This is a genomic window from Pseudomonas sp. No.117, from assembly GCF_054558395.1.
In genome coordinates this window covers 400,725-427,564 of the sequence record NZ_BAAJNP010000005.1, presented here as the reverse complement: position 1 = coordinate 427,564, position 26,840 = coordinate 400,725, and the positions used below count along the sequence as shown (strand labels likewise).

Sequence of the window (26,840 nt, the reverse complement as noted above, 5' to 3'; positions counted from 1 at the left end):
GCGTGGCGGTGCACCATGGTCGGGCTCCGGCGTCCGGGCCACGGCCAAGCGGAAGGCTCTGCAGCGCCCTTCGACGAGCCCTGGCACGGGCACTGCTTCATGACAACAACGCCCATCCCGAGGAGTCCGTCATGAGCAATGCCGCCGGCAACGACTATCCCCTGAGCGAAGTCCCGCCCCATGCCCGCAAGGGCCTGGCCTCCCTGGCCATGGTGCTGCTGGGGTTCACCTTCTTCACCGCCACCATGTTCGCCGGCGGCAAGCTGGGCGTGGCCTTCGGCTTCGCCGACCTGCTGCTGGTCATCGCCATCGGCAACCTCCTGCTGGGTCTCTATGCCGCCGCCCTCGGCCATATCGCCTGTCGCAGCGGCCTCAACTCGGTGCTCATGGGGCGTTTCGCCTTCGGCGAGCGCGGTAGCAAGCTCTGCGACCTCATCCTCGGCTTCACCCAGATCGGCTGGTACGCCTGGGGTACCGCCACCGCGGCGGTGGTGCTGGGCAAGTACTTTGGCCTGGAAGAGGGCGCGGTGCTGGCGCTGATGGCGGTGTTCGGCCTGGGCTTCTGCGCCACCGCCTATGTCGGCTATCGCGGCCTGGAGATCTTTTCCTGGATCGCCGTGCCGGCCATGGCCGTGCTGCTGGTGCTGTCGATGAGCGTGACGACCAGCAAGGCCGGCGGGCTGGACGGCCTGCTGGCGATCCAGCCAAGCGCCAGCCTGGACCTGTCCACCGCCATCACCCTGGTGTTCGGCACCTTCGTCAGCGGCGCCACCCAGGCCACCAACTGGACCCGCTTCGCCCGCTCCACCCGGGTGGCCGTGCTCGCCAGCCTGATTGGCTTCTTCATCGGCAATGGCCTGATGGTGCTGATCGGTGCCTATGGTGCCATCGTCTACCAGCAACCCGACGTGGTGGAGGTGCTGATGCTGCAGGGCTTCGCCACCGCCGCCCTGGCCATGCTGCTGCTCAACATCTGGAGCACCCAGGACAACACCATCTACAACTTCGCCGTGGCCGGCTGCAACCTGGTGCGCACCGATAGGCGCAAGACGGTGACCCTGGCCGGCGCCCTGATCGGCACCGCCCTGGCGCTGCTGGGCATGTACGACCTGCTGGTGCCCTATCTGGTGCTGCTCGGCACCGTGATCCCGCCCATCGGCGGGGTGATCGTCGCCGACTACTGGTTGCGTCATCGCGGCCGCTATCCGCTGCTCGCCGAAGCCCGCCTGCCACGCTACAACTGGCCGGGGCTGGCCGCCTACGGCCTGGGCACCATCGCCGCCTTCGGCTCGCCCTGGGTGGCACCGCTGGTGGGCATCGGAGTGGCGGCGCTGGCCTATGGCGTGTTCAATGGGCTGACTCGGGGGCGCGCTACCGCCCCTGCCTCGCTCTAGGAGATCGACCATGCGCATCCTCAACGCCCGCCTGCGTGACCGCGAAGGCCTGTACGATATCCGCATAGACGGCGGGCGCATCGCCGCCATCGCCGAACAGCTGATGCCGCCCACGGTAGGCCCCGACGACATCGACGCCGCCGGCAACCTGGTGGTGCCGCCCTTCGTCGAGCCGCACATCCACCTCGACGCCACCCTCACCGCCGGCGAGCCGCGCTGGAACATGAGCGGCACCCTGTTCGAAGGCATCGAATGCTGGGGCGAGCGCAAGGCCACCATCACCCAGGAAGACACCAAGACCCGCGCCAAGCGCACCATCCGTGCCCTGGCCGCCCATGGCATCCAGCACGTGCGCACCCACGTGGATGTCACCGATCCGTCCCTCGCCGCACTCAAGGCCATGCTGGAGGTACGCGAGGAGACCGGCCACCTGATCGATCTGCAGATCGTCGCCTTTCCCCAGGAGGGCATCGAGTCCTTCAAGAACGGGCGCGAGCTGATGGAGGAGTCCATCCGCCTGGGCGCCGACGTGGTCGGCGGCATCCCGCACTTCGAATACACCCGCGACCAGGGCGTGAGTTCGGTGAAATTCCTCATGGACCTGGCCGAGCGCACCGGCTGCCTGGTGGACGTCCATTGCGACGAGACCGACGATCCCCATTCGCGTTTCCTGGAGGTACTCGCCGAAGAGGCGCGCAGCCGCGGCATGGGCTCGCGGGTCACCGCCAGCCACACCACCGCCATGGGCTCCTACGACAACGCCTACTGCGCCAAGCTGTTCCGCCTGCTGACGCACGCCGGCATCAACTTCATCTCCTGCCCGACCGAGAGCATCCACCTGCAGGGCCGCTTCGACACCTTTCCCAAGCGCCGCGGCGTGACCCGGGTCAACGAGCTGCTGGAGGCCGGCCTCAACGTCTGCTTCGCCCAGGATTCCATCGTCGATCCCTGGTATCCGCTGGGCAACGGCAACATTCTGCGGGTGCTGGAGGCGGGCCTGCACATCTGCCACATGCTCGGCTATCGCAACCTGCAGTCGGCGCTGGACCTGGTCACCGTCAACAGCGCCAAGGCGCTGTCCCTGGGCGACCGCTATGGCCTGGAGGAGGGCCGCCCGGCCAACCTGCTGGTGCTGTCGGCCGACAGCGACTACGAGATGGTCCGCAGCCAGGGCCTGCCGCTGTACTCCATCCGTAACGGCAAGGTGCTGATGCAGCGCCGGCCGGCGCAGGTGGAGTTGGCGGATCTGTAAGGGGTTGGGTACAACCGCCCCTCCGAAGGGGACGCACCCTGATTCCGGCGATCTTGCCGGAGCTGGGGGAGCTGAAGGCCTGCTCGTTTAACCCCCTCTCCCCCTAGGAGAGGGTTGGGGTGAGGGCACGCCCCATGCCGAAGTCCCAGTGGAAAAGGCTGCGCCGTTTTCCACGCTACGCCGCTCGCTCGGATAGCTCCCTCTCCCTCTGGGAGAGGGTTGGGGTGAGGGTACGCCCCATGCCGAAGTCCCAGTGGAAAAGGCTGCGCTGTTTTCCACGCTACGGCTGACAAGGTCGCGGCACCTGAGGAGCGGCCAATGCCGCGATCAGCGTAGGTTGGGCTGAGATGGCTCTATCGTCGAAGCCCAACATTGCCCACGTCGATACCCGCCGCGTTGGGCTTCGCTAACGCTCAACCCAACCTACCAGCGCCTACCGGCCGCTTTCCGCGAAATCCCGTAGCGCTGCGCCATCCAGGCGATAGCGCACCCACTCATCCTGAGCCTTTGCGCCCAGGCTTTCGTAGAAGTCGATGGCGGGGGTGTTCCAGTCCAGCACGCTCCATTCCAGGCGGCCGCAGTCGTTGGCCACCGCTTCGCGTGCCAGTTCGCGCAGCAGGCCCTTGCCCAGGCCAGTGCCGCGGGCGCTGGGGCTCACATAGAGGTCTTCCAGGTAGATGCCGTTGCGGCCCAGCCAGGTGGAATAGCTGTAGAAATACACGGCGTAGCCCACCACCTGGCCGTCGTGCTCGGCGACCAGGGCGCGGGTCGGCGTAGCGGCGGCGAACAGCGTCGCCTCGATCTGCTCCGGACTGGCCAGCACTTCGTGAACGGCCTTCTCGTAGTCGGCCAGTTCGACGATGAGGGCATGGATACGGGCCGCGTCTGCGCGACGGGCGGGGCGGATCTGGGCAGTCATAAGGTCCTTGCTGAGTCGATGGCGCGCGGGCGACCCTAGTGTGGTGTTTCAAAAGTTATCTACGCAATTTTGGCGGCGCTTTTTGTTCCTGGGCGGCGTTGCCACTCCTCGCCATAGCCCTGCTATGACTCGTCCTGGCGCCTGGTCCAAGAACAAAAATCACTCGCCAATTCTTGCGCGAACTTCTGAAACACCACACTAGGAGGGCGCCGTCACCCGCCGGGCTGACCCGGACAGCATGGCGGCCACCTGCGCGGCCAGCTGGTCCAGGGTGAAGGGCTTGGTCATGAGCTCCATGTTACCACCCAGGAAAGCCGTCCTGCTCAGGGCGCCTTCGGCATAGCCGGTGAGGAAGAGCACCGGCAAGCGTGGCCTGAGCTGCTGGATCACCTCCGCCAGCTGGCGACCATTCAGGCCCGGCAGGCCGACATCGGTCACCAGCAGGTCCAGCTGCGGCAACTGCTCTACCAGACGCAGCGCGGCCTTGCCTTCGGCCGCACTCCACACCCGATAGCCCAGAGCTTCCAGCGCCTCCTGGTTGACCAGGCGCACGGCATCGTCGTCCTCCACCAGCAGGATGGTCTCCCCGGCGCCCGGGGTGAATTCGCTAGGCGCGTTTCGCGGCGATTCGCGTCGCTGCTCCGCCGTCGGCAGGTAGACGCAGATCCGTGTCCCCGTCGCATCGCTGGCGATGGTCAGGCGGCCGTTGCTCTGCCGGGCGAAGCCATAGACCATCGACAGGCCCAGGCCGGTGCCCTGGCCCTGGGGCTTGGTGGTGAAGAAGGGTTCGAGCACCTTGTCCAGCAACCGCTCCGGGATGCCGGTCCCGGTATCCCGGACCTCGATACAGACATAGTCGCCCGGGGCCAGGGCATCGTCCTCGGGCCCCTGTTCGCTGCAGGTCACCAGGGTGGTCGCGAGGGTGATGAGCCCGCCGTCCGGCATGGCATCGCGGGCATTGATCACCAGGTTGAGGAGGGCGTTCTCCAGCTGGTTGGCATCGGCCAGGATCCAGGGCAGGTCGGCGCCCAATTCCAGCGTCACCGAGATCTGCTCGCTGACGGTGCGTTGCAGCAGGTCATGCAGCGCCAGGATCAGTTCGTTGGCGGACATCGGCCGCGATTCCAGCGACTGCCGACGCGAGAAGGCCAGCAGGCGCTGGGTGAGGGCGGCCGCCCGGTGCGCCGAATGCTGGGCCGCTTCCATGTAGCGCTCGAGGCCCTCCAGCTGGCCCTTGCCCTTGATCCTCATCAGGTCCAGGGCGCCCAGCACCCCGGTCAGCATGTTGTTGAAGTCGTGGGCGATACCCCCGGTGAGCTGCCCGACCGCTTCCATCTTCAGTGACTGGCGCAACTGCTCCTCGGCGCGGCTGCGCTCGGCAGTTTCCCGTTGCAACTCGCTGAGGGTGAGCGCCAGGGTCCGGGTGCGCTCCTGCACCTGGGACTCGAGCTCTTCGTTGAAGCGGCGCAAGGCCAGTTCCGCCCGCTTCTCGTCGCTGATGTCGGCGATCACCGTGGTCGCCCCGATGATCTGCTGGGCGTCGTCATGCAGGGGCACCGCGCTCACGCGCAGCCAGGATTCCGCGCCGTCTGGCGTGGTGTGATAGAAGTCCTGGCCCCTGACCCGCTCACCCCGCAAGGCCCGTGCGCCCGGGAACTGATCGGGCGGCAGCAGCTGGCCGGCACTGTCGAGTGCTGCCCAGCGCGCCGCTTCCCGGGGTTGCCGGGAGGGAATGTGCTGCCCGGGTACATGCTGCTCGTAGAAGGGGTTGCTGACCAGGATGCGGCCTTCCCGGTCCATGAAGCACACCCCGACCGGCAGGTTCTCCAGCAGGGTCTGCATGCGCTCGCGTTCCTGGGCGAGTTCGCTGAGGCGATCGCGCATCTCGAACTGGCGCAGCCGCGAACGCCAGGCGGCGGCGACGCTGCTGAGCAGGGAAGCGCCGCTCAGGGGGCGCTCCAGGATGACCACGTTGGTCGCCGCCGCGGGCAACTGCCGGCGCAGCAAATCGTTGCCCCGGCCCGAGCGCTTGGCGTCGGAGGCCAGCAGCACCAGGGGGATATCCGACCAGGTCGGCTGTCGCTCCAGCGCCCCGCTCAGGGCACCCATGTTCTGCCGCAGGGCTTCCTCGGTGAACACGATGATCCCAGTCTCCTCGCCCAGGGCGGCCGCCACCTCGTCGAGGCTGCTCAGGTAGCGGGTGTGGTAGCCCTGGGTGAATAGCCGCTGCAGGCTGGCTGCGTCGCCCCGCAGCGGTGCGCAGATGATGAGCTCGCAGGACGGCGACGCTGTCTCGGTCAATCGCGCTGTTCCATCAGGGGTTGGGTGGCACCGAAATATTCTGGCGTACCGGTGAGGACGCCGCGGAATTCCACCAGGGGTTGGCCCACCCGGATACCTCGGGTATCGATGCGCAGTTCCCGGATCGCATCCTCGTGACCGCCACCGCGGTGCTTGAGGATGGAAATCGCCTTGCGCAGGCGTCCGTGGGCTTCGAAGAAGCGGATCAGCACCACGGTGTCGGAGATATAGGAGATGTCGAGGCTGGTGGTCATCGAACCGACCAGGCCATGCTGGGGGTTGAGCAGAAAGGTCACCACCCCGGACTGGCTCAGGTAGGAGAGCAGCTCGTGCATCTGCAGGATCAGTTGCTGTTCCTGTGGCATGGCGGCCAGGTAGCCGTTGAGACTGTCCAGTACCAGCAGGCGGCAGTCGTGCTCCTCGACGTCCCGCCGCACGCGCCAGGCGAATTCGCCGGGAGAGAGCTCGGCGGGATCGATCTGGTGGACCACCAGCAGGCCGTCATCGATATAGCGCAGTAGCGGCATCCCCATGCTTTCCGCGCGCTTCAACAGGGTGCCGATGCGCTCGTCGAATTCATAGACGGCGCAGCGCTCGCCCCGGGCGCAGGCGGCCACCACGTACTGCAGGGCGAGGGTGGTCTTGCCGGTACCGGCAGGGCCGGTGATCAGGGTGCTGGTGCCACGCAGCGGCCCGCCATGCAGCAGGGCGTCCAGGTCGGGGATATCGCTGGCTACGGGTTCGCCGGCGAAGTCCTGGTGGCGTCCCGCCGCGATCATGCGCGGATAGACTTCCAGGCCGCCGCGCTGGATGGTGAAGTCGTGATAGCCGGCGATGAAGTCCACGCCGCGCAGCTTCTGCACCTGCAGGCGCCGGCGCGCGGCGCCGAAATCCAGGGTCAGGCGTTCCAGGGTCAGGACGCCATGGCAGAGGCTGTGCAGGTGATTGTCGCGCTCGCCGCCATTGGTGGTCAGGTCATCCACCAGCAGCACGGTGAGGCCACGCCCGGCGAAGAAATGCTTGAGTGCCAGCACCTGGCGCCGATAGCGCAGCGGGTCCTGGGCCAGCAGGCGCATCTCGGACAGGCTGTCGAATACCAGGCGGCTGGGCTTGATTTCATCCACCCGGGCCTGGATCAGCTCGATGGTATCGCCCAGTTCCGACTCCCAGGGATGCAGGATGGTCTGCTCCTGCGCGCCCCCGAGTACCGCGTCGGCAGCCGACAACTCGAACAGGTGCACGCCCTCCAGGCTCCAGCCGTGGGACTCGGCCACGCTCTGCAATTCTTCGCTGGTTTCCGAGAGGGTGATGTAGAGCACCGACTCGCCCTGGCGGACCCCTTCGAAGAGGAACTGCAGGCCCAGGGTGGTCTTGCCCGAGCCTGGGGTGCCTTCCAGCAGGTAGAGGCGATCTTTCGGCAGGCCACCGCGCAGGACCCCGTCCAGACCGGCATTGCCGGTCGCGATAATTGCCTGGCTGGGGGAATTCATGGATGACCGGACCTCGCGGCGGAAACGAAAGGGGCAGGAAACACCTGGTGGCGAGACCCTGGGTGAAGGGTCGCCACCGGCGACGATGCCGTGTAGACCCGCTGGAGCTTGGCCGGAGGACGGCGGCAGGAGGGGTAAAGGTAAGGACCCGCGCCGCATTAATCGTCAGTCTAATACGCCGGGTCGCGCCAAGCCAGCCTGGCGCACCCACCGCGGCTGTGCGAACGGCCTTCGCCCTCCGCCTCGCTCAGGCGATGCCGTTCGGGCCATCGAGCACCCGGCGTACCTTGCGTGCCAGATCGTTGGGGATATAGGGCTTGGAGATCACCTCGAACTCCGAGCCGCCGATGTCGGTACGCTCCAGGGAATTCTCGGCATAGCCGGTGGTGAGCAGGATCTTGGTCTGCGGATGCAGACGCCTTACCTCTCGCGCCAGCATCACGCCGTTCATGCCACCCGGCATGATCAGATCGGTGAACACCAGATCGAAGGGCTGCTCGGTTTCCCGCAGGACACGCAAGGCTTCGCTGGCGTTGAAGGCGATCTGCGCGGTGTAGCCATAGTCCTCCAGCACCAGCCTGGCCAATTCGGCGACGTCCGGGCGATCCTCCACCACCAGGATGCGTTCCGTGCCGCTGCGGCGCTCCGAGCGCTGTTCCACCTGCTGGTGGGTGATATGGCTGTCGTCCACCGGGAAATACAGCCGGATGGTGGTACCGACGTCCTCTTCCGAGTAGATGCGCACCGTGCCACCGGACTGCTTGGCGAAGCCATAGACCATCGACAGCCCCAGCCCCGAGCCCTTGCCTTCCTCCTTGGTGGTGAAGAAGGGGTCCATCACCCGGTCGCGGATGCTGGCGGGCATGCCCTGGCCATTGTCGGTGATCGCCAGGCTGACGTAGCGCCCGGGCATGAGGCCGTCATAGGACATATTGGCCAGCTCGCGCACCTCGACGTTGCGCGTCTCGATGCCCACGCTGGGCTGCGGCCGGTCCACCAGGGCATCCCGGGCATTGATCAGGATATTGAGCAGCGCCACCTCGGCCTGGGTCGGATCGATGCGGCAATTCCACAACTCGGTGTCCAGCTGGGTGCGGATCTCCACGTCACCCAGGGTCCGCTCGGCCAGCTCGTGGGAGGTGCGGATCAGGTTGTTCAGATTGAGCACCCGGCCTTCGAGCTTCTGCTTGCGCGAGAAGGCCAGCAGTTGCTGGGTGAGGGTGCTGGCGCGCTCAGCCGCCGACTTGGCGTGGGTAGCGCTGCGCACGATGCGCTCCTGGTCGACGCTGGGCTTTTCCGCGGTGCGCTGGATGATGTCGATATAGCCCATCATCACCTGCAGCAAATTGTTGAAATCGTGAGCTATACCTCCGGTGAGCTGGCCCAGCGCCTCCATCTTCTGCGCCTGGCGCAGGGCATCCTCGGCGTCGCGGCGGCGACTGACGTCCAACTGGGAGGCGAAGAAATAGGTCAGCTCGCCGGCATCGTTGTACACCGGCGAGACGAACAGCGCATTCCAGAAGGTCGAGCCGTCCTTGCGATAATTGATGATCTCCACCGAGATCTCGCGCTCCTGCTCCACCGCTTCGCGAATGTCATTGACCACCGAGCGATCGGTTTCCGGCCCCTGCAGGAAGCGGCAGTTGCGCCCGAGCAATTCATCCACCTGGTAGCCGGTCATGTCGACGAAGGCATTGTTGGCGAAGATGATCGGGTTGTCGGGTTGCGAGGGATCGGTGACCAGCATCGGCATGCGCGTGGTTTCCACCGCGGCGAAGAAGATGTTCTTGCCCTGGTGGGAAATATCGCCTGTCGCCGAGTTGTCTACTCGCGCCTTGCGGGAGGGGGGCGTCTGGCTCACGGGTGCAGGATCCTTGCGCAGGCAAAATTGGCGTCTTGGGCGTGAGACAACCAGACGGCGGAAAAACTTCATCTGGGCGCGCTGGAGAGCATCTAGGACAGTGCCTGAAGGCCGCCAAAGCCAGGCGCCGCCTGACTTTGGCGGCCAGTTGCCAGCGTACCACTCGCCCTTCCCGAGTGACCGTTAGGGAGCTTCGGGGAGAACCACTCCAGCATCCGCTGTCTGAGCTGCGATGAAGTCGGGAAGCCTTGAAATGCAAAGACAAATTCTGGTTCTGGAAGACGATCTGAGCCAGCGCGAGCTGCTGACCGAATTGCTCACCGAACAGGGCCTGGACGTGGTGGCCGTGGCCTCCAGCGACGACGCCCTGGCGCACATGGATAGCCGCGGCAGCGAGACCAAACTGGTCATCGCCGACGTCAACGTGCCCGGCATGCTCGACGGCCTGGCATTCGCCCAACTGGCCGCCGTGAGTTGGCCAACGGTACCCTTCATCATCATTTCCGGCTACATCGACCAGGACCTCGCCATCCTGCCGCGCCGCGCCGCCTTCCTGCCCAAGCCCTGGGGCGTCGCCGATCTTCGGCAACTGGTGGAAAGCCTCCTGCCACGGCGCTGAAGTCTCGGCTCTCTGTCGTAGCCACTCCCTGCGAATCGTCTTGGCAGACTGATCCACAGGAAGCCTCAATACCGCATTTTCTTGCCATTCGTCGGCTGCTATCAGGCGCAAGCGGCAAAATGATATGACGTCCGTCGGCAGGGCCCGCTGCTAGGGAACCAAAGTCGCTGGACGCTATCAATGTGCCATCTATAAACGACTGGCAAGGAGCGCTTCATGGACGCAGTCATCACCCAGATCACCCAGATCTCCGATTGGGAATTCCTCATCGCGCTGGAGCGCAGCCTGGAAAGCCGTGGTCGCCTGGACATGGCTGCCTTGGACGCCCTGGAGCGCCAGGGTCATCTGCTCTCCCGGCGTTACCTGCAACAGAAGTGCAAACTCGGCAACGGCCCCTTCAGCCCCCTGGAAGACGAAATCCTCGAGGTGCTGACCACCGCTACCGCCGCGTTGCGGCGTAGCCGCCGCCTGCCCCACAACATCGTCAAGAGCGTGCGCGCCGGCGGCCTGATCGAGGCGGTGGAGCGCAACGTCTGCCACGCCGGCGCCTTGCTCTGCCGGACCGACTTCGAAGCCGACGGCATCCCGCGCGGTACGCTGGAACGCATCGTTGATCGTCATTCCCACGCCTTCCAGATCGACGCACGCCGCGCCGCGGCCCGCTACATCGCCGAGAACGAGCCGGCCTTCCGCGCCGCGGGCTGAGGAGTAACGCCAGGCTGCTCCAAGGCAGCCTGGCGGGTGGGGCCCGTCGGCATCCCGTGCTAACGTTTCGTTCTCACCGCCGAAACGAGCCCCTATGCCCATCGCCGAGAATCTGCTGGCCTTCACCCTGGCCGCCTCGCTGCTGACCATCACCCCGGGCCTGGATACCGCCCTGGTACTGCGTACCGCCGCGGTGGAAGGCCGCGCCCAGGCCTGGCGCGCGGCCTTGGGCATCAATGCCGGCTGCCTGCTCTGGGGTGCCGCGGTCGCCTTCGGCCTGGGGGCCCTGCTGGCCGTCTCGGAGCTGGCCTACACCCTGCTCAAATACTGCGGCGCCGCCTACCTTGCTTGGCTAGGGCTGAACCTGCTGCTGCGTCCCCGCACCACCTTCACCAGTGCCGGGGCGGAGCAGGGCAACTCGTCCAACTGGTTCTTGAAGGGCATGCTCGGCAACGTCCTCAATCCCAAGGTCGGCATCTTCTACGTCTCCTTCCTGCCGCAATTCATTCCCCACGGCCAACCCCTGGTCGCCTGGACCTTCGGCCTGGTCGCCATCCACGTGGTGCTGGGGCTGCTCTGGTCGCTCACGCTGATCGGCGCCACCCGCTCCCTGGGCGAGGCACTGCGCAAGGCTACGGTGATCCGCTGGCTGGATCGGACGACAGGGGCGGTCTTCCTGCTGTTCGCCGCCAAGCTGGCGTTGAGTCGGCGGTAGGGGGAGGGCTGCCTGTTTTTCGGGACGCGAAGCAAACGCCAGAAACGACAAGGCCCGCACTAGGCGGGTCTTGGGGTGATCCTTAGGGATCCAATTGGTCGAGCGACTACGTCAATACTTGGCTCTGAAGGCCTCGCCAGATCTCACTTTCCTATGAATATCTAGAGGCTGGCATACAGATGGGAATACACGAATATCCGAATGCTTCTTCCGACGGATCAGTCCTCTGTAGCTCGAAATCAGGCGCGAACAACATCATCCGTAGCGGCCTGTGGCTTTAACGTCCGAGCAGCTGAAAAAACTGATTTTGCTGCTGGCGTTTCAGCCCGAGTTATTTCTCACCAGAAATAGAACAGAACGTTAGGCTTTTTGTCTTTTTCTTCTCACCGGTCGAGGCAAGAGATGGGTTCGGACTTCTGTGGTCCAAGTAGGTGCCCTTTTATCCGTGTCAAAGCTGATATATTTTAGTGCAAATTTAACTTTAAATGTTGGCTCATTAAATAGCTCTTCGATAATCCTTCGATCTGATGGCTTCAAATCTAGGGCAAGCGCCGCTGGCCAACTCTTGTCCTTTATTGAAAAATCTGTTTCCAGTTTACTTATGTAATCGGAAAAGGGAATTTCGCTATTGAAACTCTTTAGAGTTTTTATCCAGATTTCGGGATTGAGAGTGTCTTCAATGACAGTCGGGGGGAAGCTATTGGTATCAGATGTTTTTAGTAACAAGGTGTCAAGGTCAAGCTCATCGTTTTGAAGTCTCCTGATTTTTATACGGTCTATCGGTTCCTTTGCTTCGAAGGATTCAAATTGCTTGTCCGTGTCAAGGATGAAGTATGCTTTTCCTAGAACGCAGTCTCTAGAGTCTTCTAGCGCTAATGTTACATAGTTGTAGATCTTCTTAACCGTTGTAGCACCGCCTACGGGGACAATTATTATTTTGGTGTCGCCCAGGTAGTGATCTAGGTAGATTTTGTCAGCGGACCCTTCACAGACAAGCCATGAATAGGACGCTGCGGTCACAGATGCAACAATTGATTGGACTAGGTCATTGATTCCTTTTAGCTCGAGTTCTACGGGAAGCTGCCCCCTCGAAGCGGCTTTTAGTTTTTTTATTTCTTCTCTGAAACATCTCAGATCAATCAGCACTGGATCGTTTTCTGTCTTTGTACAGTAGATTGCTGTCCCTTGTGAAATTATAGGCATGAACCCATACCAATGAGTTGTGATTATTGTTTGGACTTTGGCTTCCGATATTTCTTTCAGTTTTTCAAATTGTTCGAAGCAAGCAGAGACGTGAAGTGAGAGCTCTGGTTCATCGATTGCAAGAATTGTTTCTTTTGTTGTCTCAGATGTGGAATTGATAAGGAAGGATCTTGCGAGATCTATTAGTGCTTGTCGTTTTTCGCCTGAGCTAAGATCGCTTACTGGAACAGTCTCTTTACCAGTTTTTTTATTTAGTACCTTTGATTCAAAATACGCTTCTATAACTTTTGTAGTTAAGTGCGATTGAGTGACCAGGTTCTGTTTGGTAGTGGGTTTTTTGTAAACGTACGACTCAAGGGTCTCGGAGATTCCGTTGAGAAATTCGTTTAGCTTTTTGTTTATTTTTTGTACGTCGCTCTTCTTTATCAGTTCTCTTACAATTGCGTCTATCTTCTGCCCCAAGAGTGCTTGGACAGTTATGCTCTCGATTTTCGTATATTCTTTAAAGTCAATGTCAGATGGCAAGTAGATGTAGTTAAAGTGGTTCAGTATTTTTTCTTGAAGTTCCTTAGAGGCTTTTTCATAGGTTAAGTACTTTGTGGCTTTAAGGACTGTTGGGTTTTGTTCAAAAATAGAAAGAAATAATTTAGGGGTGGTGTGCTTGTTTTCTTTCTCTAATCCTAAAGGGAAAAGAAAGTGAGTTTCTGCGCAAAACCCTTCTTTCACAAGTGCTTCTCGATGAAGGCAGAAAGATTCTATGTGTGGCCTGACTGAGGGATTGAAATCTTGAATTTGAGAATTCCAGCAGGTATCGGATAGTAACTCTATAAGCCAGCCTTCTGTGAATTTGCCGAGTTTGGATTTTTCGATAAGAAATATTGGGCATATGTAGGGCTCTCTACCTGAATAACCTTTAGATATGCTATGGTTTATACTCCATTCTCTATTGTTGAAAAAACAATCTAATGCTTCTAGGACAGAGCTTTTTCCAACGCCATTTTCCCCTACTAGTGCACTAAAAAGTTTTCCATTTGATAATGGTATGTAATTTATATTCTGGTATGTTTTAAAATTTCTTAGTATAATTGAAGTGATCATTTAAATTTCATCCTTGATCGAATTTGGGAAGTTGGCGCAGGGGATACTTTGCTTTGCCGCTAGGTTAGGTGTCGGGTAGATCCTCTGGTGAATCTAGTAAATGTGCGGCGGGACGTGGCGAAAGTCTGGCTTGCTGCAGGGATTCGCAGGGGTATCGCAGCCACTGATGACAGGTTCTCGGCCAATACTGGTGTGGCTTTAGGCCTGGTGCAGGGGGGCAGAAAAACCGACACATTTAGCCCGCAGGTGTGGCGGGGGGATAACGGCGCGCGCTGGGGTAAGGAGGCCCCTGGCGGCAAGGGACGGTCGGTTGGGAACGATCCTGGTCGGTCGCTATCACATCGCCACCAAGGGCCGGTTTGCGGGGGTTGCTGCCATGGATCGTATCGTTGCCCAGATTTCCCACGTCCTCGACTGGGAGTACCTCATCGCGCTTGAGAGTAGCCTTACTTCCCAGGGCTTTATGAACGAGAGGGTACGGGCCGAGTTGGATCGGCACGGCGTCACCCTTGCCCGACGCTACCTGCTTACGAAGGCCAGGCTTGGCAGTGGTCCTTTCTCCGTTGTCGAGGAGGAGATATTGGCTGTCCTGGCCGCCGGCGTTGCCACTCTCAAGCGTTCAGGGCAGATGCCGCATATCGTCATCAAAGGCATACGGGCCGGTGGCTTGGTCGGCATGGTGCAGCGCCGCGTCTGCCACCCTGGCGACTCTTCAGGCCGTAGCGATCTAGAGCTGTTCGGCACGGCCCGCGGCGCTTTCGGGGGGATCGTCAATCGCCACCCGGCAGCCTTCGACGCTGAGACGGTGAAGCTGGCGCGGTTCCACGCGGCTTAGCCTGTAGCTGGAGTGTCAGGCGCAAAAAGACCGCCCTTAGGCGGCCTGTTGCTGGCTGGAAAGAGCGAGACGCTGCGCTGTCTGCCTTGCTTCTCGAACACGGCCTTAGATTGGCTATTGCGTGTTCGCTCGTCAGCGGCCAAGTAGACGAGGCGCTGAAGAGGGGATACTTGCTCAGCGCTCGGCGGGAAGGAGCCCTGGGATGGGTCACAGCGCCTGGGTCACCAGACGTTCAGCGAAAACAAAACACCCAGAAACGTCAAGGCCCGCACTAGGCGGGCCTTGGGGTGATCCTTGCGGATCCAATTGGTCGGAGCGACTGGATTCGAACCAGCGACCTTCTCGTCCCGAACGAGACGCGCTACCAAACTGCGCTACGCTCCGTGATGGATGGCGCGCATTCTACCTAAAACTCATGCAAGCACAAGGGGTTAGGTAAAAAAAACGCGCCGGGTCAGGAATCAGAGTTCCTTGATGGTACGAACCTGGTCCTTGTTGATGCGGGTCGGCTTGCCGTCGAGCTGCTTGAAGCTATAGAAGCCCGAGTCCTCGTCGTATTTCGGCGTGTCGGTAGCCTGGATCTCGCGGCCATCGTTGAGGGTGATGACGCTGGGCGTGGAGCAGCCGGCGAGCAGGGCGCTGGCAACGACCAGCAGGCAGGCGGGGAGCAGGTGCTTGTTCATGGGGCGGTCTCCTTTCTTGGCAACCAAGCGGGCTTAGGACCGCGGGTGCGGGGCCGAGTTCGTCCCGGAACCGGGTGGTCACGGTGGCAGGCGCTGCGGCTTGCGCCCTTCAGCGCGGTCTTTCCAGCGCCGTGGGGTCGTTGAAGTTGGCCAGGCGCGGATCATCGTCGGCGAACTCGACGGCGCTGAGCCCCAGGGGCAGCAGGGCGCCGCGCGGGCTGCGCTCGCCCGTTGCCCAGGCCTGGCGCAGCTCAGGGAGCAGGCGCCGGGGCAGGGCGGTGAACAAGGGCTGCCAGTAGCCGCCCTGGTGGGCCATGACCGGTCCCTGGCTCGCCTGGGCCGCCGCCAGCAACTGCTGGATGAGCGCGGCGTCCAGCCGTGGCGCATCGCAGGGCAACAGCAGTACCCAGTCATGGCGCGCCACGGCGAGGCCGGCCAGGATGCCGGCCAGGGGGCCCGGATAGTCGGGTTCCTCATCAGCCACCAGCTGATCGGCCCACAGGGCGTAGCGCTCGGCGTTACGGTTGCAGGAGATGATCAGGTCATCGGTGAGGGCGCGGACTGCCGCCTGGACATGGGCCACCAGTGGCTGGCCTTGCCATTCCACCAGGCCCTTGTCACGCCCGCCCATGCGCTGGCCGCGACCGCCGGCGAGGATGAGGATGGAGCCGGGCAGTAGCGGCATGCAGGGAGACCTCTCTTGGGCCGTTGAGCGAAGGCCCAGGGCGGAATCGGGCGGTCATCCTAGCCCAGTTTTGGCTGACGGCGGACCGCAGGACGGTGGGTTGGCCTGGGGAAAAGGCTGGGCTAGACTCGGGCGCGCCTGCCTGAAACGGGCGCGCTAGACACCTTTGGTCCCGTCCGCCTTGCGGGTGGGAGTCCCTGCCCAGAAGGAGTTTGGAAACGATGAAGACGAAGCTGTTCTCGGTCCTGGCGATGGCCGCGCTACCGGCCTTCGGTGCGGGTGGCGGCGAGCCGCCCGCGGTGAAGGTCACCTTCGGCAAGCCGACCGTGCGCCAGAAGCTGTTCTACGAAAAGCTCTACGAGAAGAAGCCCTATCCCGACGCCACCCTCTACTACTACAGCAACGGCGTCTACAAGATCATCTCCCCCGGCGAGGAGCACTACGGTGTCTACGTGGTGCATGGCAAGCTGACCGACGACCAGTACCAGGTCGACTTCATCTCGCTGCCGTCCGCGGACTGGGGCGGCAAGACGGCCCGGCACTTCCTCAAGTTCGACCGCAAGGCCGGTACCTTCACCCAGCAGGCGACCTGGGAAGAGGATCCGAACATCGCCCCGCAGCACGGCCGCTTCAGCCAGGACGACAACGACATCGCCGATCCGCGCCCGATCAAGTGGGAAACCCACGCCGAAGGCGAACAGCGCCAGCGGTAGGCCAGGACCTCGGCGTCCCTGGCGGTTGAAGGGGCGCCGGTTTTTCCTCTAGGCTGTGCTCATCCAGACCTCGCGCGCCCGTCGCCGCGCCCCACTGGCCGTTGTCCGCTGCCGCGCCACGGGGGTCGTCGTCCCGGCGACTGTCGGTCCGGGCGGCAACCGCTAGGGAAACCCATCGCCCGCCCCGGGGTCTTCCGCTGCACTCCTTCTTTCCTTGCCTACTTCGGAAACCCAAGCAGATGAGCCATAAAGCCGAGGCGGTGTTCGTACCGCTGAACATCGCCGTGCTGACGGTGAGCGATACCCGGACCTTCGAGAACGACACCTCCGGTCAGCTGTTCGTCGACCGCCTGGAGTCCGCTGGTCACTTCCTGGCCGCCCGCGTGCTGCTCAAGGACGACCTCTACAAGATCCGCGCCCAGGTCGCCCAGTGGATCGCCGATGAGCAGGTGCAGGTCGTCCTGGTCACCGGGGGTACCGGCTTCACCGGCCGCGACAGCACGCCCGAGGCGGTCGCCTGCCTGCTGGACAAGCAGGTGGATGGCTTCGGCGAGCTGTTCCGGCAGATCTCCGTGGCCGACATCGGCACCTCCACCGTGCAATCCCGCGCCCTGGCCGGGCTGGCCAACGGCACCCTGGTCTGCTGCCTGCCGGGCTCCACCAACGCCTGCCGCACCGCTTGGGACGGCATCCTCGGCGAGCAGCTGGACAATCGCCACCGTCCCTGCAACTTCGTGCCCCACCTCAAGCAGGCCGAGCCCTGCGGCCCGCGTGGATGAGCCTGCTCTCCCTGGAAGAGGCCCTGGCGCGCCTGTTGGCCATGGCCGCCGAAGACGGCCCCTTGCCGCTGGAGCGCGTCGACCTGGGTGACGCCGATGGGCGCATCCTGGCCAGCCCGCTGATCGCTGACCTCGACCTGCCGCCCTGGGACAACAGCGCCATGGACGGCTACGCCCTGCGCCTGGACGACTGGCAGGGCGAGCCGCTGCGGGTGTCCCAACGCATTTTCGCCGGCCAGGCGCCCGCGGCGCTGGAGCCGGGGACCTGCGCGCGCATCTTCACCGGCGCGCCGGTCCCGGCGGGTGCCGACTGCGTGGAGATGCAGGAGAACGTCGAGGTGCTGGACGACGGTCGGGTGCGCTTCCTCGAGGCGCTGCGGCCGGGTCGCAACATCCGTCGGCGCGGCAATGAGGTGAGGGTCGGTGACGAGGTGCTGTCCGCCGGTACCGCCCTGGGCCCGGCCGAACTGGGGGTCGCCGCGTCCCTCGGTCGCGCCCAGCTCGAGGTGTTCCGGCGGCCCAAGGTCGCGGTGCTGTCCACCGGTGACGAACTCGTCGCGCCGGGGCAGCCGCTCGGACCGGGGCAGATCTACAACAGCAACCGGGCCCTGCTCATCAGCTGGCTGCGGCGCCTGGGCTGCGAGGTGTCGGACCAGGGCATCCTGCCGGACGACCTGGCGGAAACCCGCGCCCGCCTGGCGTCGCTGCAAGCCGATCTCATCCTGTCCACCGGCGGGGTCTCGGTGGGCGAGGCCGACTATCTCGGCCAGGCGCTGCGGGAAGAGGGCGAGCTGACCCTTTGGAAACTGGCGCTCAAGCCAGGCAAGCCACTGACCTGCGGCCGCTTCCGGGGCATCCCGCTAATCGGCCTGCCCGGCAATCCGGCCTCGACCCTGGTGACCTTCGGCCTGCTGGCCCGGCCCTATCTGCTGCGGCGTGCCGGCAAGGTCGAGGTGGCCCCCCTGAGCGTCGAGGTCCCGGCGGGTTTCGACTGGCCGCGGGCTGGCGCGCGCCGCGAATACCAGCGCGCGCGCCTGGAGGAAGGACGGGCGGTACCCCATCGCAACCAGGGTTCCAATGTGCTGCAGACCGCGGCCTGGGCCCATGGTCTGGTGGAGATCCGCGAGGACCGCACCTTCGCGGTGGGTGACCCGGTGCGCTTCATCCCGCTGTCCGAATTGCTCAAGCCGTAGCGAGTCGGCGCGCGGGACTGAACGTGGCCGTCGGGGCACAGTCCTAGTCTGCAGATTAGCCAGCCGGGCAGCGCCCGGCGCCTGACGCGGCATCTCGCCGCGCAGAGCCAACCTCGGACGATAGACATGACGACTACAGGCATCCTGGATGACGCGGCCCTGGTCATCCTCAATGGCAAGGAAACCGGTAACGAAGAGGTCCGCGCGGCGATCCTCGAACGGCGCGAAGCCGGTCATCGCATCGACGTACGGGTGACCTGGGAAGAAGAGGACGCCGCGCGCTTCGTTGAGCAGGCCACCCGCGACGGCTACGGCACCCTGGTCGCGGCCGGGGGCGACGGTACCCTGCGCGCGGTCGCCGAGGCCATGGCGCAGAACCAGAGCCGGGCACGCCTCGGCCTCTTGCCGCTGGGCACCGCCAACGATTTCGCCCGCGCGGCGGGGGTGCCACTGGAGCCGGCCGCGGCGCTGGCCCTGCTCGATGGGCCGACCAGTGCCATCGACCTGGTCGAGGCCGATGGCCAGCTGTTCCTCAACATGGCCACTGGCGGCTTCGGTTCCCAGGTCACCGCCAATACCCCGGGTGAACTCAAGCGCCTGCTCGGTGGCGCGGCCTATCTGCTCACCGGCCTGACCCGCTTCGCCGAGGTGCACTCCGCCAATGGCCGCTTCCGCGGACCGGATTTCGAGTGGGAAGGGGAATTCCTCGCCCTGGGTATCGGCAATGGCCGCCAGGCCGGCGGCGGCCATGTGCTGTGCCCCACCGCGGTGGTCAACGACGGCCTGCTCGACGTGGGTATCCTGCCCGCGTCCCAGGATGTGCTCGGCACCCTCGGCGAATTCCTCAGCAAGGGCTTCAGCACCGAGGAGATGTTCATCCGCGCGCGGCTGCCCTGGGTCGAGCTGGAAGCCGCCGAAGGGCTGGACATGAACCTCGATGGCGAACCGGTCAAGCGGGACAGGGTGAGATTCGAGGTGCGACCGGGTATCCTGCAGGTCTGTCTGCCGGTGGATTCGCCCCTGCTGGGTGCCACCGCCGGCACCCTGGCCACGCCGGTGGCGACGTCCTGAGCGGGAGCGCGCGGAGGTACCGTTGGAGCTACTGATCAATGCGGGAATCGTGCTGGCGACGGTAGCGGGCATGGAGGCCTTCGCCTGGTGGTCGCACAAGTACATCATGCACGGCTGGGGGTGGGGCTGGCATGAGTCCCATCACCGCCCGCGCACCGGCTGGTTCGAGAAGAACGATCTCTATGCCATCGTCTTCGCCGGCCTGGCCATCCTGCTGATCGCCCTGGGCAACGCCGGTTACTGGCGCCTGGAATGGATCGGCGCGGGCATGACCCTCTACGGCCTGCTCTATTTCATCGCCCACGACGGCCTGGTGCACCAGCGCTGGCCGTTCCGCTACGTCCCCCGGCGTGGTTACCTGAAGCGGCTGTACCAGGCGCATCGCATGCACCATGCGGTGGACGGCCGTGACGGCTGCGTGTCCTTCGGCTTTTTGCTGGCGCCTTCCACCCAGAGACTCAAGCAACAGCTGCGGGCCATACATGGTGGCGCCCTGGACTCCTCGCGCGAGCGCAAGGTCCGGGATCAGGTGCAGGAAGGACAATAAGCGGGAGCAGGGCGCGCCTCCGTGGAGGCGCTACCAGCGGGTCAGGCGACGGCGGGGGTGTCGTAGGCGGCGAACAGCGAATGGGCGTACTGGCTGCGCTCGCTTTCGTTGCGCAGCAGGTCGATGAATTCCTTGGCCGGCGGGTTCAGGGTGCCGGCCTCGGCGGCCATGACCACCTGGGCCTGTTCACCCGCGGCCAGCTCGGCGAAGCCGGCGCCGAGACGCTCGGTGCAATAGGCATCCACTACGGTCAGGCCGTCGCGCAGCAGGTCGCGCAGGTTGGCACCCTGCTGGATCTGCGCCTGTTCATCGAAGGGATCGACGATGTTGGAGCGATCGCCGTGGGCGTAGGGGGTCAGCATGTGGCGATCGATGAATTCGGGCAGGCGGGTATCGGCCTGCTCGCTGTCGGCCTGCAGGTGAGCGCAGAGGGCGACCAGGGTGCGCCACTGGGTGGCGTTGAAAAATTCGGGCTTGTAGCCGGACTGCGCGTTAGCGGAAAGGCCAAGGGCAAGTAGTGACGAGGAGGCAGCGAAGCGATCGTGCGAAACAGCCGTTTCCGTCTTGTGCATGTGCAAATCCCATACTCGTAGGCTGACTACCGGATGCGGCGCTCTGGCCCAGGCATCCATCCATCTGCGGCCCGTACAGGGTCGCCTTAATCCGACTCGTTTATCGCATAAAAGTTTGCTGCTGCGAATCCCCGAGGTTTGCACAAATGTGACCGAGCCGGGATAGCTGGCGTCAGCGGCGCGGCCTCGTCCAGAGCGCGGCTGGGCGCGGTTCGTCGCGCTGGTGCCGCGAAAGCATGGCCCGCGCCGCGCCGCGGCAGACCAGCCGCAGCTTGTCGGCGGTGCTGGTGCTGACGCGCTGGTCCCAGGCATGGGCCCCCAGTTGCAGCACTTGGACCCCGATCTCGCGATAGACGCCGCGGGCGGTGGCGATGGCCCAGGCCGAGCGCAGCGGCAGGGCGGCGATGCCCTGGCGCGCCGAGTCGTAGTAGGGCTCGGCCAGGCGCACCAGGCGTTCGGCCAGTTGCGCCACGGCCTCGCGGTGCTGGGGGTCGGCCAGCTCGCCGATCGGTATCCGCAGCTCGTCGAGCCATTGCCGGGGCAGGTAGACGCGGCCGATACGGGCGTCCTCGACGATATCGCGGGCGATGTTGGTGAGCTGGAAGGCCATGCCCAGGTCGCAGGCGCGATCCAGGGTCTCCTCGTCCTCGGCGCCCATGATGCGCGCCATCATCACCCCCACCACCCCGGCGACGTGGTAGCAGTACTCCAGGGTGTCTTCCAGCTCCACATAGACCCTTTCTTCCACGTCCATGCGGAAGCCGGCCAGGTGGTCCAGTGGCAGCGCCAGGGGAATGCCGTGGCGCCTGACCACCCGTTGGAAGGCGGCGAAGGCCGGGTCGCCCAGGGGTTCGTCGGCATAGGCCGCCCGGGTCAGCCGCTCCAGCTGCGCCAGGCGTTCGCGCCCGGCGCCGCGGTCACCCTCCACCTGGCCGTGGCCCAGCTCCTGGCCGTCGATGACGTCGTCGCAATGGCGGCACCAGGCATAGAGCAGCACCGCGCTCTCACGGGTCTCGGGGGCGAACAGCTTGGCGGCGGCGGCAAAGCTCTTGGAGCCGACGGCGATGCTCTGTTCGGCGTGGTCGACGACGTCCTGGGTGACTGGCATGGCTAACCGTGCTCCTCGAGGATGACGCTGGCGGTGGCCTTGGCCGAGCCCACCACGCCCGGCACGCCGGCGCCGGGGTGGGTCCCCGCGCCGACCAGGTAGAGATTGGGGATGACAGTATCGCGATTGTGCGGGCGGAACCAGGCGCTCTGGGTGAGGATGGGCTCCAGGGAAAAGGCCGAACCGAGGTGGGCGTTGAGCTCCTGGCGGAAATCGGCCGGGGTGAAGATGCGCGAGGTGACCAGGTGCGCGCGCAGGCCCGGCATGTAGCGCTCTTCCAGGTAGGCGAGGATCTTGTCCCTCAGGCGCGGGCCCTCGACGCTCCAGTCGACATCGGCGTTGCCCAGGTGCGGCACCGGCGCCAGCACGTAGTGGGAGCTATGGCCGGGGGGCGCCAGGGAGGGGTCGGTCACGCAGGGCGAGTGCAGGTAGAGCGAGAAGTCGTCGGGCACGCCGGGGCCCTTGAACAACTCGTCGATCAGGCCGCGATAGCGCTGGCCGAAGCAGACCATGTGGTGCTGCAGGCCCACCGGCGGCTGGCTCAGGCCGAAATGGATGACGAACAGCGACATGCTGTGTCTCTTGCGCTTGAGGCGATTGGCCTCGACCACCCCATGGGTGTGGTGGCCCAGCAGCTTGCGGTAGGTGTGCACCACATCGGCGTTGGAGGCCACCAGGTCGGCGTCGAGGCGGGTGCCATCGGCCAGGCAAACGCCGGTGGCGCGATTGCCTTCGGTGAGAATGCGCTCCACCGGCGCATTCAGTCGCAGCTCACCGCCGAGGTCGGCGAAGAGGTCGAGCAGCCCCAGGACAAGGGCATGGGTGCCACCCTTGGCAAACCAGACGCCCCACTTGCGTTCCAGCGCATGGATCAGCGCATAGATCGAGGAGGTGGCGAAGGGATTGCCGCCCACCAGCAGGGTATGGAACGACAGGGTCTGGCGCAGTTTCTCGTTCTTCACGAAGCGCGACACCTGGGTGTAGACGCTGCGCCAGGCGGTGAGCTGGGCCAGCTTGGGGCCGGCGGCGAGCATGTCGCCGACCTTGAGGAAGGGCTTGGCGCCCAGGCGCAGATAGCCTTCCTCGAATACCGCCTGGGAGTAGGCGAGGAAGCGCTGGTAGCCGGCCACGTCGTCCGGTTCCAGGGCGCGGATCTGTTCGTCGAGCCGGGCCTGGTCGTTGACGTAGTCGAAGCGGGTGCCGTCTTCCCAGCACAGCTGGTAGAAGGGACTGACCGGCAACAGCTCTACATAGTCGCTCATGCGCCGGCCGCTGAGGGCGAAGAGTTCTTCCAGCGCTGAGGGATCGGTGATGACGGTGGGGCCGGCGTCGAAGGTGAAGCCGGCGTCGTGGTAGACGTAGGCGCGGCCACCGGGCTTGTCGCGACCCTCGATGAGGGTGGTGGCGATGCCCGCCGACTGCAGGCGGATCGCCAGGGCGATACCGCCGAAGCCGGCACCGATGACGATGGCCCGCTTGGGCGCGTTACCTTGGGTCATGTGGCTTCCTTGAATTGAGGGGGACGGGCCAGGGCGGCATCCAGCGCTGGCTTCAGCGGGACCGGCGGCTTGCCGGAGAGGATGCGCAGCCGATCGAAAGCGGTGAGGCGGCCCGCGTAGAACCTTTGGATCAAGGGTTCGCCGAGGCCATAGAACCTTTGCATGACGCGCACCCGGTGTTCGGGGCGGCCGGCGAGGAACAGCATGCGATTGAGCAGGCGGAAGAAGCCCTGGCCCTGCCAGCGCCCCGCCGCGTAGCGGCGCAGGGTGTCACGCAGGGCCGGGCTGGATGTGCAGGGCTGGGCGGCCAGGTGCTCGGCCAGGCGCACCGCCTCGGGCAGCGAGTAGCCGGTGGTGGGATGGAAGAGTCCGGCGGCGAGGCCGATGGGGGCGCCGGCGGTGACGTTGTCCCAGTAGCGTTCGAGATCGCCGCCCAGGGTGATGGGCAGCACGCCCTGTTCCTCGCGCAGCACCTCGGCGATCTCCCAGCCCTGCTGGCGGGCATAGTCGGCCAGGTGCTGGCGCAGCCGCTCCACCGGCAGGCTTTCGCCGTCGGCGTAGTAGGTGTCTTCGATCAGCAGCCGATCCGGCGCCAGGGGCAGGCTGTAGACGAAACGGTAGCCGTCCAGCTGGTCGACGGTGGCATCCATCACGATGGGTTCGGCCAGGTCATGAGGCCGCGTCAGCCGCACCTCCTGGCCGAGGAATTTCTGGTAGCCGAGCCAGAGCGCCGGATCGGGACGCGGGCCGCGGGCATCGATCACCGCGCCGGCGGCGAGGGTGTAGCCATCGGCGAAGACCACGCCATCGTCCTGCAGACGCAGGACCTTGCGGCCCAGCAGCAGGCGCTCGGCCGGCAGCCGCTCGCTCAGTACCTCATGGAAGCGCTCGGCACTGATGCTGGCGTAGCCACTGCCGAGCTGACGCTGGCGGTCCGGAAAGCGGACCTGATAGCCCGGCCAGCGATGGGCGACCAGCGGCGCGATCCAGGCATGCTGCGCCGCGGTGAGGTCCGGCTGGTGGAAGGACCAGGTGTGGTTGCCGCCGAGCCGCGGGCCGGCCTCGACCAGGCGCCAGTCCAGTTCCGGACGGGTTTCAGCCAGGCGCAGGGCGAGCAGCCCGCCGGCCAGGCCACCGCCGACGATCAGCAGGTCAGGACGCACGATCCAGTCCTCGCTGCGCCAGGCCATCCACCAGCCGCGCCGCTGTGGCGGCGCCCCCGGCAGCGGCGGCGATCGGCACGAAGCGCTCGGCGGCCCGGCGATAGGCCGGATCGGCCAGGACCGCTCCCAGCGCCTGGGTAAGGCGGGCGGTGCTGGCCAGGCGGGGGGCGAGGCAGATACCGGCACCCACTCGCTCCAGGCGCCGGGCGATGCCGGGTTGGTCGAACACCATGGGCAGAGCCAGCATGGGCTTGCCGGCCGCCAGGGCGTCCAGCACGGTATTGAAGCCACCATGAGTGATCACCGCATCGGCGCGGGCGATGGCCGCTTCCTGGGGTACGAAGTCGGTGACCCAGGTGGCGCCATCGTCGAGCAGACGGCGTTCGGCGTTGGCATCCAGGCGTCCGCAGTGGGCGATCAGCACCTGGACGTCGAGTCGGCGACAGGCCTGGGCGATGCGGCGGAACAGCGGCAGCCGGCCACCCTGCAAGGTGCCGAAGGAGGCGAAGACGAAGGGCCGCTGCGGGTCCAGCTCCAGCGTGAAGCGCTGCTGCTGCACCCGCGGCGAGCGCAGCGGACCGATCTCGTGGAAGTGCGGTGGCGGCGCCTGGCGCGGAAAATCGAAGCCCGGCAGGCACTGGCTCAGCTGCAGGTAAGGTGAGAAGCAGTCATCCAGGGTGCGGCGTTCACCGAGACCGAAGGCCTGGGCGTGGCGCTGGATGACCTTGCCCTGGCTGCGCATCATCAGGTCGAACACCTGGGTCGCCCCCTGGACGATCTGCCGCTCCCGCTCGCTGGCGGGATAGGCGAAGGGCAGGGTGGGCAGGGGCAGGTACGGCTCGCGATTCATCGGCACGGCGCAGGCCAGGGAGGCATAGGGCAGGCCCAGGTGATCGCCCAGCAGACCGCCGGCGGGTTCCATCTGGTCGGCGATCAGGCAGTCCACTCCGAGATCACTCAGGACCGCTGGCCCTTCCCGGCAGAACAGGTCAGTGTTGCGCGCCATGTCGCCGATCACGCCGAACACCGACCAGGGTTGGCGGCTGGCCGTGCGCGCGAGCAAGGGCGCCAGGCTGCCGCGTGGATGGCTGGCCGCGCCTATCGCCTGGAATTCGATGCCTGCCGGACGCGGTCGGTCGCCCACGTCGGCCTGGTGCAACAGGGTGACGCGATGGCCGAGGCCGACCAGCGCCTCGCCCAGCACCATATGGGTGGACAGGTGGCTGGGCAGCGGCGGCGAGATCAGGGCGACATGCATGGCGGCGTCCGGTCGGGTGTCGGCCACTATGGGCACCTGGATGCCGTCGCGTCCAGCAGCTCTGCCCGGCGCAATTGGGCGAGATCCGCCGAGCCGGTGCAGAAGCAGGCGATGCGCAGCTGTTCGATCACCACGCGGAAATGCGCGATCACCGCCTCGGTCGATTCGGTAGCCCCTGGCAGCGCGGCCGCGGCCTGGCCAGCCAGGTCGGCGCCGAGGCGAATGGCCTTGGCCACGTCGATGCCATCGCGAATGCCGCCCGAGGCGATCACCGTCGCCTGAGGACAGGCGGCGCGCACCTGGCGCAGGCTTTCGGCGGTGGGAATACCCCAGTCGGTGAAGGCGCGGGCGATGGCGCGCTGCTGGTCGTCGCGGGCGCGCTCGGCTTCCACCGCGGCCCAGCTGGTGCCGCCGGCACCGGCCACATCCAGGACGGCCACACCGACATCTGCCAACTGGCGCGCGACCTGGCCCGACAGTCCCGCGCCGACTTCCTTGATCATGACCGGGACAGGTAAATGTGTAACCAGGTTTTCCAGCGCGGCCAGGATACCGCGCCAGTTGCGGTCACCACCGGCCTGTACGGCTTCCTGCAGGGGATTGAGATGCACGATCAGGGCGTCCGCGGCGATCATCTCCACCGCGCGGCGGGCCTCGTCGAGACCATAGCCGGCCACCAGCTGGGCCGCGCCGAAGTTGGCCAGCAGGGGTACATCCGGGGCCAGCCGGCGCAATTCGCCGGTCAGTCCCTGATCGCCGCCCTGCTGTAGGGCGATGCGTTGGGAACCGACGGCGAGGGCGATGCCCAGTGCCTGGGCGGCTTCGGCCAGATGGCGATTGATCACCGCGGCGCGCTCCGGTCCCCCGGTCATGGAGCTGATCAACAGGGGTGCGGCCAGGCGGCGGTCGAACAGGCGTGTGCTCAGGTCGACGTCATCGAGATCCCGTTCGGGCAGGGCACAGTGCAGGAAGCGATAGGCGTCGAAACCGGTGGTGACGGCGCTGCGCGCCTTGTGCGGATCCAGCACGATGTCCAGATGATCGTTCTTGCGACTTGCCAGTTCCCAATCCACCATGTCTTCTAGGTTCCGCCCTGAGTGACCTTTCGTCGGTCGTTGTGGTCTGGTAGGGGACGACGGGTTCGCTTCGCGAAGGACCTAATCCACCGAGGTATAAC

24 protein-coding genes and 1 tRNA gene are annotated in these 26,840 nt (G+C 64.9%); 11 read left to right on the top strand and 14 right to left on the bottom strand.

Features of this window, described 5'->3' with window-relative positions; genetic code table 11:
• Positions 1-131: 131 nt before the first annotated feature.
• Both codB and codA read left to right on the top strand, forming a co-directional pair.
• The gene (codB, locus tag ACYJP6_RS14820; RefSeq protein ID WP_459475765.1) at positions 132-1,394 is read left to right on the top strand and encodes a cytosine permease; all 1,263 of its coding nucleotides are present in this window, start codon (positions 132-134) and stop codon (positions 1,392-1,394) included.
• Positions 1,395-1,404: 10 nt separating this feature from the next.
• Positions 1,405-2,646, top strand: coding sequence for a cytosine deaminase (gene codA, locus ACYJP6_RS14815; protein ID WP_459475764.1), 1,242 nt, complete (start codon positions 1,405-1,407; stop codon positions 2,644-2,646).
• 433 nt (positions 2,647-3,079) lie between these two features.
• On the opposite strand, the gene ACYJP6_RS14810 is transcribed toward codA, so the two are convergent.
• The 4 genes from ACYJP6_RS14810 to ACYJP6_RS14795 form a co-directional block, all read right to left on the bottom strand.
• Positions 3,080-3,565, bottom strand: a complete 486-nt coding sequence (locus ACYJP6_RS14810) for an N-acetyltransferase family protein (protein WP_459475763.1) — start codon at positions 3,563-3,565, stop codon at positions 3,080-3,082.
• 198 nt (positions 3,566-3,763) lie between these two features.
• Positions 3,764-5,866: a hybrid sensor histidine kinase/response regulator gene (locus tag ACYJP6_RS14805; RefSeq protein WP_459475762.1), complete on the bottom strand. Its 2,103-nt coding sequence runs from the start codon at positions 5,864-5,866 to the stop codon at positions 3,764-3,766.
• Positions 5,863-7,356 carry an ATPase domain-containing protein gene (locus tag ACYJP6_RS14800; RefSeq protein ID WP_459475761.1) on the bottom strand — a complete coding sequence of 498 codons (1,494 nt, stop codon included), beginning with the start codon at positions 7,354-7,356 and terminating at the stop codon, positions 5,863-5,865. Before ACYJP6_RS14800 ends, ACYJP6_RS14805 begins: the two co-directional genes overlap by 4 nt.
• 247 nt (positions 7,357-7,603) lie before the next feature.
• Complete coding sequence (locus tag ACYJP6_RS14795; protein ID WP_459475759.1) at positions 7,604-9,217, bottom strand: hybrid sensor histidine kinase/response regulator; 1,614 nt, start codon at positions 9,215-9,217, stop codon at positions 7,604-7,606.
• Positions 9,218-9,470: 253 nt separating this feature from the next.
• Here ACYJP6_RS14795 and ACYJP6_RS14790 point away from each other — a divergent pair, with 253 nt between their 5' ends.
• The 3 genes from ACYJP6_RS14790 (at position 9,471) to ACYJP6_RS14780 (ending at position 11,256) form a co-directional block, all read left to right on the top strand.
• The gene (locus tag ACYJP6_RS14790) at positions 9,471-9,836 is read left to right on the top strand and encodes a response regulator (protein WP_459475758.1); all 366 of its coding nucleotides are present in this window, start codon (positions 9,471-9,473) and stop codon (positions 9,834-9,836) included.
• Positions 9,837-10,052: 216 nt separating this feature from the next.
• Positions 10,053-10,541, top strand: coding sequence for a hypothetical protein (locus ACYJP6_RS14785; RefSeq protein ID WP_459475756.1), 489 nt, complete (start codon positions 10,053-10,055; stop codon positions 10,539-10,541).
• 94 nt (positions 10,542-10,635) lie between these two features.
• A complete protein-coding gene (locus tag ACYJP6_RS14780; protein ID WP_459475755.1) occupies positions 10,636-11,256 on the top strand; it encodes a LysE family translocator in 621 nt (206 codons plus the stop codon).
• A gap of 360 nt (positions 11,257-11,616) precedes the next feature.
• On the opposite strand, the gene ACYJP6_RS14775 is transcribed toward ACYJP6_RS14780, so the two are convergent.
• Positions 11,617-13,557 carry an ATP-dependent nuclease gene (locus ACYJP6_RS14775; protein ID WP_459475754.1) on the bottom strand — a complete coding sequence of 647 codons (1,941 nt, stop codon included), beginning with the start codon at positions 13,555-13,557 and terminating at the stop codon, positions 11,617-11,619.
• A 310-nt stretch (positions 13,558-13,867) separates the two neighbouring features.
• Here ACYJP6_RS14775 and ACYJP6_RS14770 point away from each other — a divergent pair, with 310 nt between their 5' ends.
• On the top strand, positions 13,868-14,392 hold the full coding sequence (locus tag ACYJP6_RS14770; protein ID WP_459475752.1) for a hypothetical protein: 525 nt from the start codon (positions 13,868-13,870) through the stop codon (positions 14,390-14,392).
• A gap of 307 nt (positions 14,393-14,699) precedes the next feature.
• On the opposite strand, the gene ACYJP6_RS14765 is transcribed toward ACYJP6_RS14770, so the two are convergent.
• The 3 genes from ACYJP6_RS14765 to mobA all read right to left on the bottom strand — a co-directional run bounded on the left by ACYJP6_RS14765 (position 14,700) and on the right by mobA (position 15,760).
• A tRNA-Pro gene (locus ACYJP6_RS14765) sits at positions 14,700-14,776 on the bottom strand.
• A gap of 77 nt (positions 14,777-14,853) precedes the next feature.
• On the bottom strand, positions 14,854-15,075 hold the full coding sequence (locus tag ACYJP6_RS14760; RefSeq protein ID WP_145005770.1) for a YgdI/YgdR family lipoprotein: 222 nt from the start codon (positions 15,073-15,075) through the stop codon (positions 14,854-14,856).
• A 109-nt stretch (positions 15,076-15,184) separates the two neighbouring features.
• On the bottom strand, positions 15,185-15,760 hold the full coding sequence (gene mobA, locus ACYJP6_RS14755; RefSeq protein ID WP_459475751.1) for a molybdenum cofactor guanylyltransferase MobA: 576 nt from the start codon (positions 15,758-15,760) through the stop codon (positions 15,185-15,187).
• Between the two features lie 221 nt (positions 15,761-15,981).
• On the opposite strand from mobA, the gene ACYJP6_RS14750 reads away from it, so the two are divergent.
• The 5 genes from ACYJP6_RS14750 (at position 15,982) to ACYJP6_RS14730 (ending at position 20,063) form a co-directional block, all read left to right on the top strand.
• Positions 15,982-16,473, top strand: a complete 492-nt coding sequence (locus tag ACYJP6_RS14750; RefSeq protein ID WP_145005776.1) for a hypothetical protein — start codon at positions 15,982-15,984, stop codon at positions 16,471-16,473.
• A 239-nt stretch (positions 16,474-16,712) separates the two neighbouring features.
• The gene (gene moaB / locus ACYJP6_RS14745) at positions 16,713-17,252 is read left to right on the top strand and encodes a molybdenum cofactor biosynthesis protein B (protein ID WP_459475750.1); all 540 of its coding nucleotides are present in this window, start codon (positions 16,713-16,715) and stop codon (positions 17,250-17,252) included.
• The gene (locus ACYJP6_RS14740) at positions 17,249-18,445 is read left to right on the top strand and encodes a molybdopterin molybdotransferase MoeA (RefSeq protein ID WP_459475749.1); all 1,197 of its coding nucleotides are present in this window, start codon (positions 17,249-17,251) and stop codon (positions 18,443-18,445) included. Before moaB ends, ACYJP6_RS14740 begins: the two co-directional genes overlap by 4 nt.
• A 126-nt stretch (positions 18,446-18,571) precedes the next feature.
• Positions 18,572-19,516 carry a lipid kinase YegS gene (yegS, locus tag ACYJP6_RS14735; RefSeq protein WP_459475747.1) on the top strand — a complete coding sequence of 315 codons (945 nt, stop codon included), beginning with the start codon at positions 18,572-18,574 and terminating at the stop codon, positions 19,514-19,516.
• A gap of 22 nt (positions 19,517-19,538) precedes the next feature.
• The gene (locus tag ACYJP6_RS14730; protein ID WP_459475745.1) at positions 19,539-20,063 is read left to right on the top strand and encodes a sterol desaturase family protein; all 525 of its coding nucleotides are present in this window, start codon (positions 19,539-19,541) and stop codon (positions 20,061-20,063) included.
• Positions 20,064-20,104: 41 nt separating this feature from the next.
• Here the strand turns inward: ACYJP6_RS14730 and ACYJP6_RS14725 are convergent, their stop codons facing one another.
• The 6 genes from ACYJP6_RS14725 to fni form a co-directional block, all read right to left on the bottom strand.
• Positions 20,105-20,635: a gluconate 2-dehydrogenase subunit 3 family protein gene (locus ACYJP6_RS14725; protein WP_459475744.1), complete on the bottom strand. Its 531-nt coding sequence runs from the start codon at positions 20,633-20,635 to the stop codon at positions 20,105-20,107.
• Between the two features lie 172 nt (positions 20,636-20,807).
• Positions 20,808-21,743, bottom strand: coding sequence for a phytoene/squalene synthase family protein (locus ACYJP6_RS14720; protein WP_459475742.1), 936 nt, complete (start codon positions 21,741-21,743; stop codon positions 20,808-20,810).
• Positions 21,744-21,745: 2 nt separating this feature from the next.
• Complete coding sequence (locus ACYJP6_RS14715) at positions 21,746-23,242, bottom strand: phytoene desaturase (protein ID WP_459475741.1); 1,497 nt, start codon at positions 23,240-23,242, stop codon at positions 21,746-21,748.
• Complete coding sequence (gene crtY, locus ACYJP6_RS14710; RefSeq protein ID WP_459475740.1) at positions 23,239-24,432, bottom strand: lycopene beta-cyclase CrtY; 1,194 nt, start codon at positions 24,430-24,432, stop codon at positions 23,239-23,241. The genes ACYJP6_RS14715 and crtY overlap by 4 nt, the downstream gene beginning before the upstream one ends.
• A complete protein-coding gene (locus ACYJP6_RS14705) occupies positions 24,395-25,690 on the bottom strand; it encodes a nucleotide disphospho-sugar-binding domain-containing protein (RefSeq protein WP_459475739.1) in 1,296 nt (431 codons plus the stop codon). The genes crtY and ACYJP6_RS14705 overlap by 38 nt, the downstream gene beginning before the upstream one ends.
• Entirely contained in the window at positions 25,690-26,739 is a 1,050-nt protein-coding gene (gene fni / locus ACYJP6_RS14700; protein ID WP_459475738.1) for a type 2 isopentenyl-diphosphate Delta-isomerase, read from the bottom strand. Before fni ends, ACYJP6_RS14705 begins: the two co-directional genes overlap by 1 nt.
• Between the last annotated feature and the right edge of the window lie 101 nt (positions 26,740-26,840).

Bases quoted from the DNA above. Each gene is read 5' to 3' on its own strand.
- ACYJP6_RS14800 (WP_459475761.1), bottom strand. From the start codon at position 7,356: ATGAATTCCCCCAGCCAGGCAATTATCGCGACCGGCAATGCCGGTCTG.
- fni (WP_459475738.1), bottom strand. From the start codon at position 26,739: ATGGTGGATTGGGAACTGGCAAGTCGCAAGAACGATCATCTGGACATC.
- ACYJP6_RS14740 (WP_459475749.1), top strand. From the start codon at position 17,249: ATGAGCCTGCTCTCCCTGGAAGAGGCCCTGGCGCGCCTGTTGGCCATG.
- mobA (WP_459475751.1), bottom strand. From the start codon at position 15,760: ATGCCGCTACTGCCCGGCTCCATCCTCATCCTCGCCGGCGGTCGCGGC.
- ACYJP6_RS14725 (WP_459475744.1), bottom strand. From the start codon at position 20,635: ATGCACAAGACGGAAACGGCTGTTTCGCACGATCGCTTCGCTGCCTCC.
- codA (WP_459475764.1), top strand. From the start codon at position 1,405: ATGCGCATCCTCAACGCCCGCCTGCGTGACCGCGAAGGCCTGTACGAT.
- ACYJP6_RS14785 (WP_459475756.1), top strand. From the start codon at position 10,053: ATGGACGCAGTCATCACCCAGATCACCCAGATCTCCGATTGGGAATTC.
- ACYJP6_RS14760 (WP_145005770.1), bottom strand. From the start codon at position 15,075: ATGAACAAGCACCTGCTCCCCGCCTGCCTGCTGGTCGTTGCCAGCGCC.
- ACYJP6_RS14780 (WP_459475755.1), top strand. From the start codon at position 10,636: ATGCCCATCGCCGAGAATCTGCTGGCCTTCACCCTGGCCGCCTCGCTG.
- ACYJP6_RS14810 (WP_459475763.1), bottom strand. From the start codon at position 3,565: ATGACTGCCCAGATCCGCCCCGCCCGTCGCGCAGACGCGGCCCGTATC.
- ACYJP6_RS14790 (WP_459475758.1), top strand. From the start codon at position 9,471: ATGCAAAGACAAATTCTGGTTCTGGAAGACGATCTGAGCCAGCGCGAG.
- yegS (WP_459475747.1), top strand. From the start codon at position 18,572: ATGACGACTACAGGCATCCTGGATGACGCGGCCCTGGTCATCCTCAAT.
- crtY (WP_459475740.1), bottom strand. From the start codon at position 24,432: ATGGCCTGGCGCAGCGAGGACTGGATCGTGCGTCCTGACCTGCTGATC.
- ACYJP6_RS14715 (WP_459475741.1), bottom strand. From the start codon at position 23,242: ATGACCCAAGGTAACGCGCCCAAGCGGGCCATCGTCATCGGTGCCGGC.
- codB (WP_459475765.1), top strand. From the start codon at position 132: ATGAGCAATGCCGCCGGCAACGACTATCCCCTGAGCGAAGTCCCGCCC.
- moaB (WP_459475750.1), top strand. From the start codon at position 16,713: ATGAGCCATAAAGCCGAGGCGGTGTTCGTACCGCTGAACATCGCCGTG.
- ACYJP6_RS14750 (WP_145005776.1), top strand. From the start codon at position 15,982: ATGAAGACGAAGCTGTTCTCGGTCCTGGCGATGGCCGCGCTACCGGCC.
- ACYJP6_RS14720 (WP_459475742.1), bottom strand. From the start codon at position 21,743: ATGCCAGTCACCCAGGACGTCGTCGACCACGCCGAACAGAGCATCGCC.
- ACYJP6_RS14775 (WP_459475754.1), bottom strand. From the start codon at position 13,557: ATGATCACTTCAATTATACTAAGAAATTTTAAAACATACCAGAATATA.